The organism is Dyella sp. NPDC103356 (genome assembly GCF_055584465.1).
In genome coordinates this window covers 83,644-106,177 of the sequence record NZ_JBVJLZ010000005.1, presented here as the reverse complement: position 1 = coordinate 106,177, position 22,534 = coordinate 83,644, and the positions used below count along the sequence as shown (strand labels likewise).

Genomic DNA, 22,534 nt, shown 5'->3' with positions numbered 1-22,534 from the left:
CCGCAGCAGCCTCTTAGGCGGTGCAGCGGGAATCATCAAAACTAGAGACGGAGTTCTCATGAAAAAGACCTTGATCACGGCCGCCTTGGCCGTCGCCGCTGTGTTGCCGTTCGCCGCTCAGGCCGACGCCTCCAGCCAAACCAACGACTTCTTTGTTGCCGGCAACCTCGGCCAGTCCAACCTGCGCGACAGCTTCACGCACAAGAACAGCGTGTTCCAGAACGTCCGCTTCGGCTGGCGCTGGAACGGCATCGTCGGCGCGGAAGTCGGTTATGCCTACCTGGGTCGTCCCAAGCTCGATAGCGGCGACGCATCCACCAGCGTAAAGACCCAGGCCGCCACGGTCGGCGTCACCGCCAAGTACGACTTCGTGCCGAACTGGTATGTCACCGGTCACGCTGGCTACGCGCGCACGCGCTCGATCGTCACCGGTACCGACGGCGACTTCACCGCCAAGTCGCGCAGCTGGAACAACGGCTGGTACGGCGGTGCGGGCGTGGGCTACAACCTGACCTCGAACGCCAGCCTCGGCCTGAACTACGACAACTACCACGTCAAGGTAGGTCGCAAGGGCGATGGCCGCGGCGCAGCCAACATCGCTGCCTACTCGGTGTCTTACGAGTATCGCTTCTAAGCGATTCGGCAACGCGATAAAAAAAAGGGCGCCCTCGGCGCCCTTTTTCTTACTGAGCTTCGAGCTTGCTGTGCTTGATCCCGTAACCGAAGTAGACCAGCAGCCCCAATGTCGTCCAGACGACAAACAACTCCCAGGTGGCCAATGGCAACTCGGAGAGCAGCCAGATCGAGAAGGCGATACCGACGATCGGCACCAGCGGCACCCACGGCGTGCGGAACGAACGATGCAGGCCTGGCTGACGCGCGCGCAGCACGATGATCGAGGTACAGATCACGATAAAGGCGGACAGCACGCCAATGTTGACCAGCTTGGCCACTTCATCCAACGGAAACAGGCCCGCCACCAGCGCGGTAAACACACCCAATGCGACCGTCGGTCGATGCGGCGTGCCGTAACGGGGATGCACCTTGGCGAACCAGCCCGGCAGCAAGCCATCGCGTGACAGCGCAAACCAGATGCGTGTCGCGCCCAGCATGAAGGCAAACAAGACGCTGATCAGGCCGAACACCGCCGAGACCGATACGGTCAATGCCACCCAATGCAGGCCCAGCCCCTTGAAGGCATCGGCTACCGGTGCATCCGTGTTGAGGCTGGAATAGTGGGCAATACCCGTCAACACCATGGACACGGCCAGGTACATGGCCATCGAGATGCCCAGCGACAACAGCACGGCACGTGGCAGGTCGCGTTGCGGGTTCTTCGACTCCTCCGCGGCGGTGGTCAGGGTGTCGTAGCCGAACACAGCAAAGAACACCACGGCCGCTGCCGTCCCTACGCCTTGGAACCCGAAATGTCCGATGCCATCGGGCCCGACCACGCGCGCCGGAATAAAGGGCACCCAGTTGGCCGGGTTGACGTAGAACACGCCTACGCCGATCACCAAGGCCACCGCCAACACCTTGATGATCACCACCAGGGTATTGAAGCGTGCGCCCCATTCGGTGCGAAAGATCAGCAACGCCGACACGCCCAGCGTCACCAGCGCGGCAATCACGTTGAAAACGTGACCGTCTCCCGTACCCATGGCACCTTGCGCCCACACGGGCAGGTGGATGCCCAAGCTGCCGAGCGCAGACTGCACATAGCCGGCCCAACCGATCGCCACCACCGCGACAATCAACGCATATTCCAGCAGCAGATCCCAACCGATCAGCCACGCGGCCAACTCGCCAAGCACCGCGTACCCGTAGGTGTAGGCGCTGCCGGTGACCGGAATCATGCCCGCAAATTCGGCATAGCAAAGAGCGGCCGCCGCGCTGGCAATACCGGCAATCAGAAAAGACAGTGCAACGGCCGGACCGGCGTTGAGGGCGGCCTGCTGACCGGCCAGCACGAAAACACCCACGCCGATGATGCCGCCGATGCCGATCGCGGTGAGCTGCCACAAGCCGAGCACGCGACGGAAGTCGCCTCGCTTGCCCGCCTCGGCCTGCAACACCTCCACCGGCTTGTGGCGGACCAATTTGCTCAAGAAACTCATCGCAACACCCTAGAACGAAGTCGAGCGATCATAACCGCTCGCTCCGGTCGCGCCATGCTGCAATTGCGTTTTAGCCTGAAATGGCGCGTCCTACACGATGCCGGCGCACGCCCCATATGAGTAAAAGGAATACAAGAGCACTGGCTGCCGGCACCGCGACCAATGCGGACCATACGCGAGCGTCCAGCTGCATCACGCCGAACCATCCGCCGGTCACCAACGGAATCGCGGCGGTCGCCGCCAGACGCAGCAGCTCCAGTCCAACGCCGCCACGACGCAGTTCGGTCATCGCGCCCAGGGCATAAAGGCTGAGCAGCAGGAAGGCGGCATAACTCAGCAGGCTCGACGCAGGCATGTGCTTGGCCAGGTCGAGAAAATGCACACCCATCGCCAACAGCAGAGCGAACTGAATCAGGCTGTAGATCACCAGCGGGGTCGGCAATGGCGGCGCAAAACGCTCGCGTCCGATATCGAACGCGCTCTTCGGAAAGCGCTCGGCCACATCGGCCGGACGCCAACCGGGCGGCTTGAACCATATGAGCAGCTTGTCGCGCCAACGACGCGCGTGCCAGGCGTCCTTCAAGGTCGCCCAATACACCTCGGCATTCGCCCAGAGCGGATTCCAGCTACGCAGCGGCGAACGCGTGCCGTAGATCGGCGGATCGTTGTCGTCCTCTTCGATAAACGTGCCGAACAGGCGATCCCAGATGATCAATACCCCACCGTAGTTGCGGTCCAGGTATTTGTCGTTCACCGCATGATGCGCCCGATGATTCGATGGCGAACAGAACACGCGGTCGAACCAGCCCAGGCGGCGCACTACTTCGGTATGCACCCAGAACTGGTAAAGCAGATCGATCAACGCAACGACGACGAACACTTCCAGCGGATAGCCGATAATCGCCATCGGCAGATAGAACAGCCAGCCGAGCAAGGCACCACTGCCGGTCTGGCGCAGCGCGGTGCTCAGGTTGTAGTCCTCGCTTTGATGATGCACCACGTGCGCGGCCCAGAGGATATTTACCTCATGGCCAAAGCGATGCAGCCAGTAATAGCAGAAGTCATACAGCAACAACCCGCTCACCCACACCCACACGCTATCGGCCGGCAGATGCAACAACGCCAGATGTTGCGCGCACCAGGCATAGATCCCCAAGGTCAGCAGCTTGGTGAATACGGCGGCGATCTGCGAGATCACGCCCAGCGACAAGCTGTTGATCGCGTCGCTGCTGTGATAAACCCGCTTGCCTTGCCACCGGGCGATCAGCAGTTCCAGCGCGATGAGCACAAAGAACACTGGCGTCGCCCAGGTGATGATGATTTCCTGCATGTTCAAACTGCGCCCTCTCCGGTCCAGGCGAGCCGAGTGTAGCGCTGTTCGCGTTTTCGATTTCAAACGCTCGGCGAACCCGAGGGGCGGGCCCGGCATCGACGCCGGGCCGCCTTTTTAACGTTGGGAAATCCCTTTCCCGTCGAGCATTAGAACCGGATAGTCGCCGTCAACATCGCCGCACGCGGTGCGCCGGGCAGCAGCGTCTGGAACGTACCCGTCGGGTCGCTGACCACGAAGCCGTTGGAGCCCACGGTGGCGAAGTAGTGCTTGTCGGCCAGGTTGGTCACGTTCAGTGCCAGCTTGAGGTCGTCGGCCATGCTGAGCTTGCCGAAGTCGTACGCCACGGCCGCGTTGAAGATCCAGTACGAGGGCACGCCTGCATCGTTGATGTAGGTGTAGTAGCGCTTGCCCGTGTAGTGCGCCGAGAGACGCATATCCCACGGGCCCGGCGTCCAGATCACTTCCGAGGCGAGCAACTGCTTGGGACTGTCGACCACGGTCTTGCCCTTGGTCGGCACGACCACCGGCTGGCCCTGGCCATCGACGCCATTGATGTAGTTGTCGTCGTAACGCGCACGGTTGTAGGACAGCGAGTTGGTCCAGCGCCAGTCCTGGGCCAGCTTGAAGTTGACGGCCAGCTCGGCACCACGGCTCGTCACCGAGCCCACGTTCGCATACGCGGACGCGCAACCGATGATGCCCGCGCATTGGGAGATCACCAGCAGACGATTGCTGAACTTGACGTCGTAGACGGCCAGCGAGGCTTCGTAGAAATCCGTCACCTGGCGCAGACCGCCTTCGATGGTGCGCGACTGTTCCGGCTTGAGCTGCTTGCCGAAGGTGTCGAACGCCGCCTGCGTCGTTGCCAGCGGACCGGTGATGCCGGCCTGGTAGGCCGCGATGTTCTTGGCGTAGGAACCGAAGACTTCCCAACCGCCGCCGATGCGGTAGCTGGCGCCGACCTGCGGCAGGAAGTTCTTCTTCGCGGTCAGCTCGCCGTTGGCGTAGGCGCCGGGCGTGCCATAGGTCAGCGTGCCGGGGACATCGCGCGCCGTCACCTTCGTATCGGGCGACTTGAAGCCGACGTCGACGCTCAGGCGATCGTCCAGCAAACGGAAACTGTCCTGCACGTAGAACTGGCGGGTTTCGGTTTCGTAGTGCTGGTAGAACTGACGAAGATCCGGATCGCTCAGGAAATAGTTATCGTCGAGCGGGCCGGTGATGTAGTAGTAGTTGCGCTGTACGTTGTGATTGGAATCTTCGTACCAGAACCCGGCTTCCAGATGATGGATACCGATATCCCAGTTCAACGCGGCGGTGACGCCAGCGCGATCGATGCCGTATTCGGTGGTACGGATCGAGATCGGCGTCTGCTGCGGCGTGCCGGGGAACGAGACCACGTAGGGCGTGAACCAATGTCCCTGGCCACGATCGTTGTGGTAGTAACCGGTCGCCTTCAGGCGCACGGTGTCGCTCAGCGCGAAGTCACCGAACACGCTGGCAATGGTGTCGTCACGCAAGCCGCGCGCATCGTAATACGCATCGTCCGGCGTCTGCACATTGCCGTCGGACACGGTTCCGGTGGTCTGGTACTGATTAGCCACGCGCAAAGCACGGCTCCAGTCCGGACGGAAGTTGTCCCAGTTCCAGCCATTGCGACGCTGCAGCGCCAGCGACAGATCTTGGTAGTCGTTCTCATCGCGGCTCGACGTGGTGACTAGCGCGCCGATCTTGCTGTCGCCAAAGTTGTAGACCGCCTTGGCATTGAACTGCGACTGGTTCTGCTCGCCGTCGCCCTTCCATTTGTCGACGTCCGAATACGCGGCCGACAGATACATGGCGAAGCCGTTGTGATCGCCGGTATCGAGACGCGCATACGTGCGGCGCGCCGAATCGGTACCAAAGCCCTGCGCGACCGTCACGCCATACTGCGGGGTCGGATCGCTGGAATAGAACTGGATGGTGCCACCCAGATCGCTGGTCGATGCGGTGCCCAGTGCGCCGATACCTTCGGCAAGTTCGGCGCCGTCGAGGTTCTCGGCAATCAAGGCACGGCTGATATGCAAGCCGTTCTGGTTGCCGTAGCTCATATCGCCCAACGGAATGCCGTCGAGCGTAAAGCCCAGTCGATTCTGATTGAAACCACGCAAGCTGATGCGTGTCGACCACTCGTAGTTGCCGAACGGATCGGCCGATTCGAAATGCACGCCCGGCTTGGATTCGAGTACCTTGAGCGGACTCGTTCCCGGTGGCAGCGCCTTGACGTCGTCGACCGTAATACGCTGAATCTGGCGCGTTTCGCCCTGTCCGATAACAGAAACCGCTTCCAGGCGTTTTACCGATGCATCCGCAGCCGGTGCGGCATCGGTTGCCGGCGTCGTTTCGTCGGCAGCGTATGCGTTGGCTTGCAATGCGATCATGAGAGCCAGCGCCAACGTGGCGCGGCGGCTAGACAACAGGCGGTTCGACATGCGTGCGCATCCCCAGCGCGGCTACGAACGTAGCCGCGTCATTTATTGGACAAAGGTGTCGTGATCCATCCCCCAAGCGATGGATCGTGAAAGCATGCGGAAGGTTTATGAAATTGCGCTTACATTGATATGTCGTCTCGCACGCGCACCGCACGACTTTGATGACAACGCCCTCGATGAATCGCCTTCTTTACTGCTTGATGTCCAAAGGCTTGCCTTGAGCTTGCGGCAAGCTGACGCCAAGCCACATCGCGAGCGTCGGTGCGATATCGCGCATATCCACGAGGCCGAGGTTGCGACCCGCGGCAACGCCCTTGCCCTGGATCAAAAGCGTCGCGCGTTGATCGACACGCGCGGGATCGTAACCATGCATGCCTAGATAGTGCGAAGGCGCCGGTAGCGGTGCGTCGGGTTTGATGCCCATTTCGAAGCCGGGCTTGAAGATCACGAACCAGCTCGCCTCGGTTGCGCCGCCCTTCTTGGCGATGTTCGCGCGATCCATCACGTTGTCGATGCCATAGGCCGGATCGGCTGCCAACGTTTTCAACAATGCGCTCACACGTGCCTGCAGCGCGGCATCATCCGGGTTCTTCAGTACGATCGCCGCACTGCCACCATCGTTCCAGACGGCTGCCTGCCAATCGGTTACCTCGCCGTCCTTGACCGATATCAAACCGGCCTTGATAAACGGCGCGTACAGATTGACGTCTTGCTCGACCGATGCAAAACCATGATCGGACACCACAGCCACGATGCCGTCCGGATGCACCTGTTGCGCGGCCTGGACCAACTGGCCGATCTGAACATCGAGCTGTTCCAGCACGCGATTGGCATCCGCCGTACCGGGACCTTTGGCATGCTCTTCGTGATCCAGCGATGCCAGATACACCGTCATGAAGGCCGGCGAATGTTGCTTCAGCAGCGCTACCGCGAAGCGTGTACGACGTACATCGCCGTCAAGCGATTCGTCGATGCCCAGCGGATAAGGCCCAAGGTCTTTTTCCAGACCGGGCAACAGATCCGGTGTTGCCAGGGCAGCCAACAGCTTGCGGTCGTCAGGCGTTCCGGTGCGCCAGATCTGCGGAAGATTCCAATCCGCCGGCGCGCCGACGCTTACCGGCCAATGCACATTGGCCGTGCTCAACCCTTGCGCGCGTGCAGCGGCCCACAGCGTCGGCACGCGGATGTCGCTGACATACCAATCCCAACCGTATTGATTCTTGTTGAGCGGATCGAAGGTGAGATTGCCGCCCACGCCATGGACGGCCGGCGTCACGCCCGTCAGCAGCGTGACGTGGCTCGGATAGGTCAAGGTAGGCAGCACACCGGTCACGCCGCTTGCATAACTGCCCTGCGTCACGAAGCGCGTCAGGTTGGGCAGGGTCAGACCACGCTGCCTGGCCTGCAGAATGTCATCCGGACGAAGTCCGTCGATGGAAATCAGCAGGACCGGTGCGGCTATCGCGGGCACCGCACCCAGCATCAACGAAAGACCCAGCAAACCGCCTCGCAACAATGCGCGCATCCGAAACATCCCCTGATGGAAACCGTAGATGCTTGCGGTTGCGCGCTACAAGGCCATGACAGACGCGTGTCGTAAACTTATCGCACGTCCAGTGCGCGCCGACCCAAGGCAGGATCGTCGGTAAAGAAAGCATCGATACCGGCATCGAGATAGGAGCGGATTTCGGCCACCGAGCCGTTCTCGTTGAACTGCTTCGGATCCGTGCCCTGCCAGAAGTTCTTCGCCTGAAAATGATTCTCGGGGCGAAACGTATAGGGGTGCACTTCGAGTTTGACGGCATGCGCGTCGTGCACAAGCGACGTGGGCTCGCCCAGGCTGCCATCGCTTGCCAACGGAATGATTGCGCGAGTGTTTGGGCCAATCGCATCGGCGTACGTGGCGATGTCGCGCAATCCCGCCGGCGTGAGCATATCCGCGTAGCGCAGCTTGCCGCCTGCGACGACCACGTCGAACGGCTGCGTGTCGGCGTCATCGATCAGCTGCAGCAGGCGGATATTGGGATGGTTCTTGCCGAGCTTGCCGCGCAGGTAACGCAGGTTGGCGATCTCGAAGGACTGGATTTCCACCGGCGCCGTGCGGGTATAGGCATGTGCATCGAGCGTACCGAGTACGCGTTGCTCCATCGGCAGACCAATTTTTTGGAAATAGGTGCCGTGCTTGATCTCGGGAATGATGCCGATGGGACGCCCATAGGTCGCGGACTGCGCCGCTACGAAATCGATGATCTCGTCGAGCGTCGGAATCTGGAACTGGCCGTCGTACTGCGTGCTGCGAAACTGCGGCAGACGTTCGCGGGCACGCAGGGTTTTCAGTTCCGCCAGCGTGAAGTCCTCGGTGAACCAACCGGTGATGTTGTTCCCGTCGACGCTCTTGGTGGTCTTGCGCCCGGCGAACTCCGGGTGTTTGGCGACATCGGTGGTGCCGCTGATTTCATTTTCGTGGCGAGCGACGAGCGCGCCGTCGCGGGTCATCACCAGATCCGGCTCGATGAAGTCGGCACCATCGGCAATCGCCTTGCTGTAGGAGGCCAGCGTATGTTCCGGGCGCAGCGCGCTGGCGCCGCGGTGGCCGATGACCAGCACCTTGGCGGCAATGGGCGCTTCCTTGGCGACAAGAGGGGCGGACATGACCAGAATCCCGGCGGTGAGGGCGATGGCCCAGCTTAACGATTTCATGCAAGGACTCCATGGGCGTTTCGCGCCCAGGGTAAGAAAACTCTGTGACAGTCAGCGCAAAAGAGCGTCTTTGCTGACTTGCCGTAACCAGGCCTCATAGGTAGGCCGGTCGACCGGCACACCATCGGCATTGCACGCCTGCAGGCGGCAGGCCATCTCGCCGATGCGCGGCGCGTGTTGCACGATGATGTGGAAGATCGCGTTCTGCTCCATCTCGCCATGGAAGGCCGATGCGCCGGGCCCGGTGGCAAAGATCGCCACATCCTCGCCGCCGTGCGTTTCTTCCTTCAGCGGGACGATGGTTTCCTGCAGGTAGTTCGGATCGTTGACGGCGACATGAGTCAGATCGGGACGACCCTGGGTGCTGCCGCGATAGCTCTTCGGCGCGTGCGGAAACCGCTTGGAGCCTTCGGGCTGGCTGTCGCTGGCACCGGTGTAACCGCTGCCGTTGGCAAAGCCCAGCGTGGTGTATGGCTTGCCGGTGGCGTCGTGCGCGAGGCCCGAGCCGCCCTCTTCGTCGTAGCTGTCGGTCGGCCCGGCCACCAGGCCGAGGATATCGTTGCCACGCTTGGGATAGCCGGCAAACGTCAGCGTGTGGCTATGGTCGGCGGTGACGACGATCAAGGTCTCGGCGGGGTCGGTGTGGTCGAGCGCGGCCTGTACGGCGTCGGCAAACGCCACCGTTTCGTCGAGTGCGCGATAGGCATTGCCCGCATGCAATGCATGGTCGATACGACCACCTTCGACCATCAGAAAGAAGCCGTTGGGGTTTTGCTTGAGCACCTCGATGGCGCTGGTCGTCATCTGCGCCAGGCTCGGCTCGCCCGCGGCGTCATGCGGGCGATCGTGTTCGTAGTTCATATGCGAGGGCTCGAACAGGCCGAGCAGTTGCGGTGTATGTGCCAGGTCGAGAGCTTCGAGCTGCTTGAGATTCCACACATAGGCACCACCCGGATGCCTGGCTTTCCATTCCGCCAGCAAGTCGCGTCCATCGGCGCGCTGGCCGTGCTTGTTCGGGTACTCCGGATCAGCCGCATTCCTGGGCATGAACTCGGTGCGACCGCCGCCCATGGCCACGGTCAAACCGCCGCGGGCCGGGAAGTCGACCAGTTGGGCCGCGAAGTCCTTGCAGCCATCGGCATGTGCCTGCGTGCCGAGTGCGGTGTCGACTTCCCAGTTGCGCTCGGGTAGATGCCCGTACGTCGCCGCCGGTGTGGCGTGCGTGATGCGCGTGGTGGTTACCGCGCCTGTACTCATGCCGGCAGCCGATGCCAGCTCCAGCGTGGTGACCAGTTCCTGGCCCTTGCTGGCGGCGCAGTCCTGACGCTTGGGTAGCTGCGAGACGCCGATAAAGCCGGCGCGTGTCTTTACCCCAGTCATGATGGCGGTCATGGTGCCGGCCGAATCGGGCGTCTGTTGATCGGTTTCGTAGGTACGGCTGAGCGCGCTGAAAGGAAAACTCTCGAAGCTCAGGCGATAGCTTTCACCGTCCACGCCCTTGCGCTGCCCGGCCAGCACATGTGCGGCAGCGATCGTTGTGATGCTCATGCCGTCGCCAAGAAAGACGATCACGTTCCTGGCTTTCTGTGTCGATACCGCCTGCGCCGAGTGCTGCGCGGCCTGCGCCGCGCCGTTACGGAACCACCATTGCGCTGTCTCGCCCGAGGGACGCTGGATGGCCGGAATGTCGATCGTGGCCGGCCGCGGCGACGTCACTGTCTGGCTGGCGCAAGCCGCCAGCAGGGCGAAAGAAAGAACGAGGCAGCTGCGATAACGCATGGATATCCCGCGGGCATGAAACCGTGAAGCGCCCGATCATAGCCCATGAATCGCAAGATCTTGCTTACAGTTTGATGTATATCCGGCGTCGATCGAGCACACACACGATGACCCACCACACCGCGACGAACACCACGGCGAAGGCCAGCGACGCCACATAGGGACCTGCCACGGGCGTGATCCAGCCAGCAAAGGCGTGGTTGTAGATCGGCTCTTGCAGTCCCAGGCCCGGCAACAGAATCTGCATCAATTCGGAGCCTGCATACGCCGCCACCGCGTTGACGCCGAAGCGGCGCCCCCATGCCGGCCAACCGCGCTCGTCAATCAGCTGATGAAATACACCCAGCAACAGCGCTGCCCATCCGGCGCACCACAGCACAAACGATGGTGTCCAAAGATTCTTGTTGAACGGAAGCAGCAGCGACCACAGCGCGCCCAGGAGGATCCCGGTGACACCGGCGATCCACAGCGGTTTCATCTGCCCATCGCGCAGCCAGCGGCCAGCACATAACCCAAGCAGGCAGGTTGCCAGGGAAGGCAGCGACGCAAGCAGACCCTCCGGATCGTGACCACGGCCCGTCGCCGGGTCGATCAGATACACGAACCGACCGAAGACCGCGCTATCGGATCGGCTGACTATGTTGATGAAAGGCTCAAGCGAACCGCCTGCAAGCAGCAGCCCCCAGTAGCCAAGCAGAATGACGACGATGGCCACCCATTGAACACGCGGCCTGGTGTAGATCGCAAACAACGCCGTCCCGGCGAAGCACAAGCCGATACGCTGCAAGACCCCGGGAAAACGCAGATGCGCACCGGGCATGATCAACCAGGCCAGCACATTGATCGCCACGCCCAGCACCAGGATACGCAACGCGCGCAGCAAGGCGGTACGTGTCAGACTGCCCTTGTCCGCGCCCATCGCGATGCGCGGCTCGATCGCCAGCGCCACCGACACGCCAACCACAAACAGAAAGAACGGAAAGATCAGATCGGTTGGCGTGCAACCGTGCCAGGTCGCGTGTTCCAGCGGCCCATAGACGTGATCCCAATCGCCGGGGTCGTTGACCAACAGCATGGCCGCCACCGTGCAGCCGCGTAACGCATCGACCGACGCCAGCCGGCGCAACACTCCGCTCACGGTGTGGGTTCCACTCGCAGCGCGGCCTTGTCGATGGCGTAAAGCGGGCCTTCGATGGGCGAGGTAAAGATCAGGCACAGATCGTGCGCGCCCTTGGTCGGCATCATCGCTCCCTGAAGGGTGAAGTTGCGCGGTCCGTCGACTGCAGGCAACGGCAAGGTCGCCACGGTCGGCCCATCGCAACGATCGCGCTTGACCACCAACTCGCCATGGGCAGTGGTCGCCGGATGCGACTTCACCAGCTTGGCCTCGTGCGCCAGGGCGTAGTTGCGCGGCAGGCGCGCGACATCGACGCGAATCGACTGCACCCCATCCAGGCGTGCGGTCGGATAACGACGGCAGGCGTCGAAGACGTTGAGGTTATAGACCGGCGCGACACCGGTGGCATCGGGCATGGGCTGCACGCGCAGGGTGAAATCGCTACCCGGGCAATTGAGCAGCTCGCCGCTGTTGCGGGTGAGCAGGCTATCGCGGTCGAGCATACGCTCACGCGCCGACGCCAGAACAGTACCGCCAGTCGAGAACGTCGCAGCACGCACGGTCGTCGGCAGATTCACGGCGAGCGGCTGCGTATAGCGCGGAGACGATGCGGTCGGTTCGCTACCGTCCAGCGTATAGCGCAGTACGCCGGCGTGCGCCTGATTGCTCAGACTGAGTTTGGCCTTGCCGGTAGCGATGGCTGCATCGCGATCGAAGTCGAATGACGGCGCAAACGCGCTGTCGGCCACCTCCACCCCTGCACTGCGATAACGCTCGAACTGCGCAGGCAACCGCGCGACAAAACTGTTCCAGTTGCGCGCGCTCTTGGTCGACCAGCCTGCTTCGGCGATGGCGTCGATGCGCGGAAAGATCGCATGCTGCACGTGCCGTATCGTGGGCAGGTGCTCCGTCCAGACATTGGCCTGCAAACCCAGCACATGCTTGGCTTGCGCCGCGTTCAATTCCTTGGGCACCGCTTCGAAACCATAGATGTGCGCAAGATCCATCGCCGGCAAGCGACCGGAGAACTCGTCGTCGCGCGTGCTTTGCACGCTATCGAAATACAGGTCCGGCGCCGGCGACAGCACGACATCATGACCTTGCCGCGCTGCATCGACCGCACCCTTGATGCCGCGCCAGGACATGACCGTGGCGCTCGGCGGCACGCCGCCTTCGAGAATCTCGTCCCAGCCGATCAGGCGCCGACCATGCGCGGCCAGATACTTGCCGAAGTGTTCGATCATCCAGCTCTGCAAGGCGTTTTCATCCTTGAGTCCGAGCGCGTGGATCTTTGCCTGGATCGATGCGGACGCTTGCCATTGGTCCTTGATCGCCTCGTCGCCGCCCAGGTGAATGTATTGCGACGGAAACAAGGTCATCACTTCGTCGAGCACGTTCTCAAGGAACTGCACGGTGTGCTCGTCGGTGTTGTACAGATAGGGATTGACACCCCAGTCGGTCGACACCGAGGGACGTTTGCCGGTGACGCCAAGTTCGGGATAGGCAGCCACGGCAGCCTGCGCGTGCCCAGGCATATCAAGCTCCGGCACGATCGTCACATGCCGCTCGGCGGCATACGCCACCATCTGGCGGATTTCATCCTGCGTGTAGAAGCCGCCATATTGCTTGGGCTCGCCATCGGCACCCGCGCCGGGCGGCGTGCGCCATGCGCCGATGCGGGTCAGCTCGGGATAACGCTTGATCTCGATGCGCCAGCCCTGGTCGTCGGTGAGATGCCAATGCAACACATTGAGCTTGTGCAGCGCCATCTGGTCGATGATCGTGCGTATCTCATCGGTCGTCTGAAAATGACGTACGGAGTCGAGCATCAGACCACGCCACGCAAACCGCGGCTGATCCTGGATATGCACAGCGGCAAGCTTCACCTCGCCCTTGTCGCCGGCAGCGGTCAGCAACTGCCATAGCGTGACCGCACCATAGAACAGGCCGGCATCGTCACGCGCGGTGATGCGAATGCCTTGCGGAGTGACGTCGAGCAGATAACCTTCCGGATGGGTGACCGGCGCGCTGGCGTCACGCTTGAATACGATTGCCGGCGCACCGGCCGGCGTGTCCTGTACTTTCAATGCCGGGCCATGACCCTGTGCAAGCTGCGCAACCAGATAGTCCGCGCTCAGCTTCGCTTGCGCATCGCCTACGTCGATCACGACCGGCGTCTGCGCATTCACCTCGAACGTCCCGTGCCCCTTCGCCACATGGGCCGGCATCGGAATGAGATCGAGCGTTGGTGCGGCGTGTGTTGCGGCCTGCCCCATGACGGCATGCCCAAGCAGGCCCAGGCAAAGCATGTAGCGAATCGTTCTCATCGAAACTCTCACGGCGTTAATCGCGGGGAATGCTGACAGCAAAGAGATACCACGCATCGTGCGGCAGCCATTGCTCGGTCCAGCGCCAGTCGTCGTCCTTACCGGTTTGCGCATAACCCAGGTTGAACGCAATGCCATCTTCATCCGTCAGCCCACTAGTGATGCCATTGATGATCGCACCGGGCGCGCTGGTATACGCGTAGGAATCGAAGAACATGTACTGTGCGTTATTGTGCCCGCTGGCCATCAGCATGCTGCTGTCATACGGATTGCGGCCGAGTATCCAATGCAGCTGGTTCCACGCATAGCCTTGCAGCTGACGCTGAAATGCGGGATCACCCTTGTACAAGGGCGCAGCCAGACGTGCGGCGGCGGCCAGCGATGCCAGGCGCGCGTTCTCGCCCTGCCACCACGGCGCGGCTTCGCTGTCGTGCGGAAAGAAGAACGCGGTGCGCAGATCGCCCTGTTTATTGCGCACCAACTGGCGGGCATAGCCGAACGGGTTGGCGACATCGCCGGTGGTGCGCAGCTCGAAGGCGAGTGAACGTTTTACCGTATCGCGAACCTGCGCCAGGCGCTTGCCGTCGACGACGCTGGCGTACTCGGTCAAGGCAATCACCGGCAAGCCCGCATCCGAAGGATGAAAGAACGGTCGCACGCCGTCATCCGCGCGCCAGTAGTCGCGGTAGTCGCCGTGGCTGATCAGGCGCGCGAGCAGTTTGTCCGCACGCGCATCGGCCGCCTTGCGCCATGCCTCGTCGTGCGTGCTGCGATACAGCTCCACCGCGGCCAGCAGCGCGCAGTAATCGTCGGTGATGTTGTCCTTGCCGTCGTTGGTCAGCTCGTTATTGTGCGCGTCGAGGAAACGATAGGCGTCTTCGGCGGCCTTCAGGTAATCCTGGTGCGTGTAGTCGCCCTCGGCGTCCATGCGGCTAGCCAGGGCCAAGGCCGCAATGGCCATGCCGCCGCCTGCGCGAAAGCTCGCCTCGAAGGCATGCGGTCCACGTGCCGGCTGTTGAATCTGCTCGGTGGTGTCACCGGGCTTCTGCTTGATCTGCGTGCGCCAATTCGGATCGCCGATATGGCGGTCCTGCGGCAGCTTGGCAGCGCCAGAGCCGTCGATGGATTGATAGAAGGAGCCGTCCGGGCGCTTGTCGCGCACCAGAAAGTCCGCGCCGTAGAGCCCTTCGTCGAGCAGACGACGCTGGTACTCGCGGAAATTCGGATCATGGCGCGCGTCCAGTTGCTGCCAGGTACGCAGCAGGCTCCACGCCACCAGCGGCAGCTGCTGGGTGTTGAAGTAACTGGTCGGGTTCTGATGCGACAGGTGAATGCCGTAGTCGCCGGTGGCGTCGTACCAACCGCCATGCAGATCGAGCGTGCCGGGCTGCCCATCAGGGCGCGCCAGATGCCGATCGGCTTTCTCGAGCAGGCCGCTGGAGCGCTGGCCCTTGAAGTAATAGATCACATTGGACAGCGTGTTGCGTTCGAGCACGTTGTCCTGAACGACGAAAGTCCAGGATTGGCTGCCGTCGGCGTCGACGTAGTAATGCCCTGGCGTCTTCAATGCACTGAAATCGGCCACAGCGTAGCGATCGTGCCAGTGAGCGACGGTCGTGGGTGCCGACAGCTCGCCTTGCAGCACCTGCTTGCCCGTATCGGCATCGACAATACAAAAGGTCTTCGCACCATCTGCGGCCTGCAGCAGGATCACGGCCTGCTTGGGCGCCTGCGTGTCGTAGCCGACCTGATCGACCAGGATCTTCGACGTGGCGGCTTCTACGCCTGGCGCGGCGAGGACACAGAGTGCGGCGATGACACGGCAACGATGCTTCATGCAGAAAGACTTTCCCAGCGAGTCTTCAGGCCCCGCGAAGAAAAATCGGGCCCGGCAAGTGTGCCGGGCCCTGGCGGGGAGGATTGCCTAAAAGTTAGAACTTGAAGCGCAGGTTGACGTAGTACTGGCGACCGTTGTCATAGAACGCATACGGCAGGCGACCGTAGGCGGGGTTGACGGTGTAGTACTTGAACTTCGGACTGTTGAGGTTCATCGCATCGAGCGCGATCGACATCCAGTCGTTGATGCTGTAGCTGACCGATGCGGCAAGCGTGCCCATGCCAGCCTGGTAGAACGTATCGGAACGGCTCACACCCGCGTAGAACGACGAACGATAGGTGTAGCTCAGACGTGCGTTGAAGTACTTGTTCTCGAAGTAACCCGACACGTTGAACGTATTCTTCGACGTACCCTGCAACGGACCGCCGCCATCGGCATGACCGCTGGCAAAGGTGTAGTTGGTCTGCACGCCGAAGTTGTCGCCGATCGGCTGGATGTAGTTCAGCTCCACGCCCTTGACGTTGCCATTGACGTTGGTCGGGACACTGACCTGATAGGTGGCAAACACGTCATGCCCGGCGTTGGTGCTGGCCTGCACATCCTTGAACTGGATGTTCTGGTTGCCGAAGTTGACGTAGTTCTCGAGCGACATGTTGTACACGCCAGCCGATACCAGGCCGCGCGGTGCGAAGTACCACTCCATCGACGCGTCGAAGTTGGTCGAGATCAACGGCTTCAGCTGCGGATTGCCGCCAGTGCCGGTGTGGGTCAGGTCGTCGAGCACGTACGAGCCGGCCAGTGCCGAGTAGTCCGGACGCGTCATCGTCTGCGAAGCGGCGAAGCGTGCGATCAGGTCGTCGGTCAGGCTGAACTTCAAGTTGGCGCTGGGCAGGAAGCGACCCGAACCGTTGTTGTAGTTGTTCTTGTAGTAGTCGCCGAAGGCCGAACCCGTGTACGGGCCGGAAACGGTGAAGTCGGACACCGAGCTGGTGTTGTAGTTGATGTCGTCCTTGGTGTGGACGTAACGCACGCCCACGTTGCCGCTCCAACGGTCGCCCGTGAAGTTGGCCTGCAGGTAAGCGGCCCCGACGTTTTCCTTCACCTTGTAGATGTTCTGCCAGTTGTAACGGGCAATCGGATCGCGAGTTGTATACGCCTTGTCGAAAGCGGCCAGTTCGGCGGGCGTGAAGTACCAGATGCTGCCTGGTGCGGTCACGCCGAGATTGCTGTTGAAGTCACCCGGATAGTTCTGATACGACTGCGGATAGTTGGCTGGATTCTGCCAGTCACCGGCCGGACCCTGGCCGATATCGCTCTTGTTCTCGCGGGTATGCGTCGAATAGCGCACGCCGAAGTCCAACGAGGACAGCGGGATATCATCAAATGCCAGCGAGCCATCGGCCTGGAAGAAGTTCTCCTTGTCCTTGACGTGGATATCCTGGTCGCCAAAAATCCAGCCGGCCGAGGGAATCATGCCCGACGGCGAAGTGTTATCGCCGCCCACGCCCCAGTTGATCGGCTTGCCAGTGCCATTCATGCTCCAGCTACCGCCCTGGCCCGCGCCGAAACCGACTTCGCTCACATCCTGGGTCGGGCTGTCGCCCTTGCCCTGGGTGGTGCCGACCATGCCGGTGAAGGTCAGGTGGTCAGTCGCACGCCACTCGGCATCGAGGGTCGTATAAGCCGACGAGGAGGACGCGCCCGGACGGGAGATCTGGTCATACACGCCCGAGGGCGTGGTGCTGCCGGGCGTCGGTGCGAAACTGGCCTGGGTCAGCACATTGCCGCGCACCACGTAACCCGGCTGGATGGTCTGGTTGGTCGGCACGAAACCCGTCGGGACACTACCCGGGCCCTGCGTCCACAACATGTAGTTGCGGTTGAAGTTGTCGGCCTTCAACTTGGAATAGAAGCTGTTGAGGTTCAACGTCAGGTTGTCGAGCGGCTTCCACTCCAGGTCGACGGCGCCGCCCTTGCGGGTGCGCGTCTGGGTGAACAGGGTCTGGCCGATTTCATTCGGGTAGTAGACGCCAGCCAGATCTGGATGCGCGGTAGCCAGGGCGCTGGTCGGAGCGATCTGGGCATAACCGCCCACCACTTCCTGACCGTCACGCTCGAGGCTGCGCTTCTCGTAGAACGCCTGCGCCATCACGCCGAAGGTGTTATCGTCGCTCTTGTAGTTGAACAGGCCACTGAACTGCGGCTTGGTGGAGCTCGGCACGTCCGCATACACGCCACCGACGGACACCTGGGTGGTGTACTGCTTGGCGAACTCCAGCGGCTTGCGCGTGATGATGTCGACCGAACCGGCAGCACCGCCTTCCTGCAGCTTGGCTTCGGAAGACTTGTGCACGACCACTTCGCTGACGATTTCCGAAGGCAGCAGGCTGTAGCTCACGCTGCGGCCGACCGTCTGCACCTGGCTCAGCACGAACCAGTCGCCGGTGCCGATGGTGTGACCGTTGACCAGGGTCTGGGTCATGCTGGGGTTGGTACCGCGCAGGCTCACGCGATCGCTTTCGTCGAAGCCGCCTTCGCTCGCACTGGACGAGCTGATATTGACGCCAGGCAAACGCTGCAGCGTATCGGCCACGTTCTTGGCCGGCAGCTTGCCGACGTCTTCGGCGGTGACGATCTCGACATGCGAATCGGCTGACTTCTTCAGGTTCAGCGATTCGGCTTCGCTATCGCGAATACCGACGACGGTGACGGTGTTGAGGTCCTTGACGGGCTTGCCGTCGGGCCCCAGCTGCGTGGACGGCGTCGCCTGCGCGTTGTCCTGGGCATACACGTTGCCGGCTAGACAGAGACTGGCGACGATACTGGCTGCAAGTAGAGTCTTTCGATAGGACATGGTTTCCTCCCCTCAGAGGCGAATCAACAGCGGTTGGTAGTGGCGTGATTGCGGTGCTGCTTCTTGTTGGCTTGCTTATCGTTCGATGCGAAAGCGTGCTGCATGGCTGATGTTTCCTTACCGGATGGGCCGGCTATCCAGATACAACCCGGCTGCGCCGATCACCCCGTGTTGGCCGTGTTCCATCAACCGAACGGGAACCTGTTGCAAGAAGGCGCGCATCACGCCCTTGTTGAAAAAGCGCTCGGCGAAACTGCTGGTCAGCAGCTTTTCGCGGATCTGCGGCAGGATGCCGCCGGCGAGAAATACGCCGCCGCGTGCGCCGTAAAGCAGCACCAGATCGCCGACGAAGCTGCCGAGCAGGCCGCAGAACACATCCAGCGCTTCGACGGCCGTGACATCGCTGCCGTCGAGAGCCGCCTGGGTGATCTCGCTCGGCAGGGTCAGCGCGACGCTGCGATCGCGCAGATGCGCGATCGCCTGATAAAGATTGAGCAGGCCCGGACCCGACAAGGCGTCTTCGAACGACACGTGCGGGCGATCGCGGGCGAGCCAGCGCAGGATGTCGATCTCCAGCGCATTGCCCGGCGCCAGCGAAATCTGCCCGGCCTCGGTCGCCAGCACGCTGGCGCGCGGCTTGCCTGGAAACAGCACCGCCGAACCCAGCCCCGTGCCCGGCCCCATTACCAGCACCGGCCCCTCGACCGGTTCGGCACGGGTTTCGATTACCGGCGTGGTGTCGGCCTGGGCGAGGAACTGCGCGGCATAGGCCACCGCTTCGAAATCGTTGACCACGGTCAGTTGATCGATACCGAGGCTGTCGCGGATATCGCGAATCGACACCGGCCAGGGCAGGTTGTCGTTGACGATGGCGTCGCCCAGCACATAGCCGGCGCTGGCCACCGCGCACTGGTCGACCCGGACCGAGTTGTCCAGATGCGCGACAAAATCCTTCAAGACGGCAGTAAGGCTCGGCCAGTCCGCGCAGGCATAGCGCTGATACTGGTGCACCGTAATCGTCTGGCGTTCGCCTGGACGCTGGCTCACCAGGCCGACGCGCGCATGGGTGCCGCCCACATCGGCTGCTAGAAACATAGCGCCGGCCGGTGACGACCCATTCGCCCTGCTGTGGTTGACCACGTCCGCCACGCCATACCCCCGTCAAATCCCCGTAACGTTTTTGTAAAACGCACCCTTGTTCGGCCGGAGTCTGCGAACGGATGACAACGTTGTCAACAGGACATTTCGAAGTCGGGTCAATTTGTTATTTTGCAGTGCAGCATGATCATTCTCTGGCAGTTTTTGGGCCACACAGGTCAAATCCGCAGCCCAAAGCCATTTAGATCGATCAATAGTGACGGGCCAAGGGTTTTGGCGCATCGCGCCATGGCCAAAACCGGCCCGTGTCATCCGTCACGGATGCCGGGCGTCGGAAAATGTCTCGTCGAAGGACAACAATTGACAACGTTGCTAGTTAGCGCGGATAAAACACCCCTGGGGAAGGTCGGCCCATCGGGCTATCTTTAAGCGTTACCAAAGCCATGGGCGGGGAGCCACGAAAAGCATCATGTCATCCACAACAGTCACCGCGGACGCACCGCGCACATCCAGCCTGGTACCGATGCTGATCATCGGCCTGCTGTTTTTCGTCATGGGATTTTTCACCTGGCTCAACGGGCCGCTGATCTCGTTCGTCAAGGTCGCCTTTACGCTCGACGACATCAACGCCTTCCTGGTGCCGTTTGCGTTTTACGTGTCCTACTTCGTGCTGGCGCTGCCCGCGGGCGCGGTGCTCAAGCGCACCGGCATGAAGAAAGGCATGGTGCTGGGCCTTTTCATCATGGCGATCGGCGCGGCACTGTTCGGCGAGTTCGTGCGCATTCGCATTTATCCCGGCGCATTGACCGGCCTGTTCGTGATCGGCGCGGGCCTGTCGCTGCTGCAGACGGCTTCCAACCCGTACATCAGCATTCTCGGCCCGATCGAAAGCGCCGCGCAGCGCATCGCGCTGATGGGCATCTGCAACAAGGTGGCCGGCGCGATCGCGCCATTCGCCTTCGGCGCGCTGGTGATGACCGGCATCGATGCATTCCTGGGTCGGATAAGCGCCATGGAGGTCGGTCCTTCGCGTGATGCCTTGCTCACTGAATTCGCATCGCGCGTGTTCTGGCCATACATGGCACTCGCTGCACTGCTGGTCGTCGTAGCCGCCTGGATCCTGTTTTCCTCGCTACCTGAAATCAAGCCGTCCGGCGCCAACAGCGAACGTTCGATCGGCCACAGCAAGGGCAGCATTTTCAGCTTTCCGCACCTGTGGCTGGGCGTGCTGTGCCTGTTCCTCTACGTGGGTGTCGAGGTCATGGCTGGCGACGCCATCGGCACTTATGGCCAGGGCTTCGGTCTGGCCCCGGGCGAAACCGCGCACTTCACGTCTTTCACCCTCATCTGCATGCTGGTGGGCTATCTGGCCGGCCTTGCGCTGATCCCGAAGGTCATCTCGCAGCAGTCCTATCTGGCGCTGTCCGCGGTGCTGGGCATGGTGTTTACCCTGGGCGCGTATGTCACCCACGGCTATGTCTCCGTCGGTTTTGTCGCGGCACTTGGCTTCGCCAATGCGATGATGTGGCCGGCGATCTTTCCATTGGCTATCAAGGGCCTGGGCCGGTTCACCGAGCTGGGTTCGGCCTTGCTCGTGATGGGCATCGTCGGTGGCGCGATCCTGCCGCAGTTGTTTGCGCACCTGAAGGCGCACTTCAACTTCCAGCTGGTATTCGCCGTGCTGATGGTGCCCTGCTACCTGTACATCCTCTACTACGGCGCGCGCGGCCACCGGGTAGGCCAGCACGGGACCTGAGACCGCCATCCCGATGACCCAAGCCTGGGCTACGATGCCCGGTTAACCGCGCTACCGGAGTTCTGCCGTTGCAAAGCCCCACCATCAAGGACGTCGCCAAGCGTTCTGGCGTATCGCTCAAGACCGTCTCCCGGGTGATCAACCGGGAGACTTCCGTGCGTGCCGACACGCGCGAAAAAGTCGAACGCGCCATTGAAGCCCTCGGCTATCGGCCCAATCCGTCCGCCCGCGGCCTGCGCAGTACGCACGCCTATGCGATCGGCCTGGTCTACGACAACCCGAACGCGCACTACGTCATCAGCATGCAGGAAGGCGTGCTGTCGGCATGTCGCGAGCGCGGCTTCGGTCTGCAGATTCATCCCTGCGATTCGTCCGCGCCTGACCTGGCCGAAGAGCTCTGTTCGCTGGTCAAGCGCTCGCGCCTGGCCGGCCTGGTGCTGGCACCACCGATGTCCGAGCAGGACGACCTGATCGCCACGCTGAAAAGCGAAGACATCACCTTCGTGCGCATCATCGCCGCGCGCGAAGATCCCAAGGACGGCTCGCCCTGCGTCTATGTCGACGACCGCGATGCGGCTTATGCGATCACCGAGCATCTGATCCAGCTCGGTCATACGCGCATCGGTTTCCTGTGGGGCGAGGAGCATCATCGTTCCAGCCCCGAGCGCTTCCAGGGTTATTCGGACGCGCTCAAGGATTACGGCATCGCACTCAACAAGAAGATCGTGCTGCCCGGCAGCTATGCCTTCGACGATGGCTTTCGCCGCGCGCGCAAGCTGCTCGCATCGAAGGAGCCGCCTACCGCGATCTTCGGCAGCAACGACGAAATTGCCGCCGGCGTGCTGGCTGCTGCCCGCTCGGCGGGACTGGACGTACCGTGGGATCTGTCGATCGCCGGCTTCGAGGACAACCCGTTCTCCAAGCAAGCCTGGCCGGCACTCACCACCGCGCGCCAATCCACCGGCGATATCGGCCGTCACGCCGCGTTGCGCCTGATGGACGACCTGCAGCGCAAGAACAACGGCAGCGCCGAGATACCCAGTAACGAAGGTTTTTCACCGGAACTCGTGGTCCGCGGCTCCACCGCACCGCCACGCGGCTCCGCGCCACGCAAGGGCTGAGCGTTCGTTCGAACGGCGCCCGAC

At 62.0% G+C, this 22,534-nt stretch carries 14 protein-coding genes; 3 read left to right on the top strand and 11 right to left on the bottom strand.

Translation table 11 applies throughout. The features are described 5' to 3' along the window. Window positions 1-58: 58 nt before the first annotated feature. Window positions 59-634, top strand: coding sequence for an outer membrane protein (locus ACZ6WW_RS13000; protein WP_465274576.1), 576 nt, complete (start codon window positions 59-61; stop codon window positions 632-634). A 49-nt stretch (window positions 635-683) separates the two neighbouring features. Here the strand turns inward: ACZ6WW_RS13000 and ACZ6WW_RS12995 are convergent, their stop codons facing one another. From ACZ6WW_RS12995 to glk, 11 genes are all read right to left on the bottom strand, one after another. Then, on the bottom strand, window positions 684-2,117 hold the full coding sequence (locus ACZ6WW_RS12995; protein ID WP_465274575.1) for an amino acid permease: 1,434 nt from the start codon (window positions 2,115-2,117) through the stop codon (window positions 684-686). Between the two features lie 70 nt (window positions 2,118-2,187). Further along, a complete protein-coding gene (locus tag ACZ6WW_RS12990; RefSeq protein WP_465274574.1) occupies window positions 2,188-3,453 on the bottom strand; it encodes a sterol desaturase family protein in 1,266 nt (421 codons plus the stop codon). A 143-nt stretch (window positions 3,454-3,596) separates the two neighbouring features. Beyond that, window positions 3,597-5,921, bottom strand: a complete 2,325-nt coding sequence (locus tag ACZ6WW_RS12985; RefSeq protein ID WP_465274573.1) for a TonB-dependent receptor — start codon at window positions 5,919-5,921, stop codon at window positions 3,597-3,599. A gap of 190 nt (window positions 5,922-6,111) precedes the next feature. Then, window positions 6,112-7,446, bottom strand: coding sequence for an alkaline phosphatase family protein (locus ACZ6WW_RS12980; RefSeq protein ID WP_465274572.1), 1,335 nt, complete (start codon window positions 7,444-7,446; stop codon window positions 6,112-6,114). A gap of 77 nt (window positions 7,447-7,523) precedes the next feature. Further along, window positions 7,524-8,621: a glycerophosphodiester phosphodiesterase gene (locus ACZ6WW_RS12975; RefSeq protein ID WP_465274571.1), complete on the bottom strand. Its 1,098-nt coding sequence runs from the start codon at window positions 8,619-8,621 to the stop codon at window positions 7,524-7,526. Window positions 8,622-8,672: 51 nt separating this feature from the next. Then, window positions 8,673-10,400: an alkaline phosphatase gene (locus ACZ6WW_RS12970; protein WP_465274570.1), complete on the bottom strand. Its 1,728-nt coding sequence runs from the start codon at window positions 10,398-10,400 to the stop codon at window positions 8,673-8,675. A gap of 64 nt (window positions 10,401-10,464) precedes the next feature. Further along, a complete protein-coding gene (locus tag ACZ6WW_RS12965) occupies window positions 10,465-11,526 on the bottom strand; it encodes an acyltransferase family protein (protein WP_465274843.1) in 1,062 nt (353 codons plus the stop codon). An 8-nt stretch (window positions 11,527-11,534) separates the two neighbouring features. Continuing rightward, entirely contained in the window at window positions 11,535-13,844 is a 2,310-nt protein-coding gene (locus ACZ6WW_RS12960; RefSeq protein WP_465274569.1) for a family 20 glycosylhydrolase, read from the bottom strand. A 16-nt stretch (window positions 13,845-13,860) separates the two neighbouring features. Continuing rightward, on the bottom strand, window positions 13,861-15,681 hold the full coding sequence (locus ACZ6WW_RS12955; RefSeq protein ID WP_465274568.1) for a glycoside hydrolase family 9 protein: 1,821 nt from the start codon (window positions 15,679-15,681) through the stop codon (window positions 13,861-13,863). Between the two features lie 94 nt (window positions 15,682-15,775). Next, window positions 15,776-18,535 (bottom strand): TonB-dependent receptor, encoded by a 2,760-nt coding sequence (locus tag ACZ6WW_RS12950; RefSeq protein ID WP_465274567.1) that lies wholly within the window; start codon window positions 18,533-18,535, stop codon window positions 15,776-15,778. Window positions 18,536-18,652: 117 nt separating this feature from the next. Further along, window positions 18,653-19,684, bottom strand: a complete 1,032-nt coding sequence (gene glk / locus ACZ6WW_RS12945; RefSeq protein WP_465274566.1) for a glucokinase — start codon at window positions 19,682-19,684, stop codon at window positions 18,653-18,655. A gap of 418 nt (window positions 19,685-20,102) precedes the next feature. Here glk and ACZ6WW_RS12940 point away from each other — a divergent pair, with 418 nt between their 5' ends. Next, on the top strand, window positions 20,103-21,389 hold the full coding sequence (locus ACZ6WW_RS12940) for a sugar MFS transporter (protein ID WP_465274565.1): 1,287 nt from the start codon (window positions 20,103-20,105) through the stop codon (window positions 21,387-21,389). A gap of 68 nt (window positions 21,390-21,457) precedes the next feature. Beyond that, complete coding sequence (locus ACZ6WW_RS12935; RefSeq protein ID WP_465274564.1) at window positions 21,458-22,510, top strand: LacI family DNA-binding transcriptional regulator; 1,053 nt, start codon at window positions 21,458-21,460, stop codon at window positions 22,508-22,510. The last annotated feature ends 24 nt before the right edge of the window (window positions 22,511-22,534 follow it).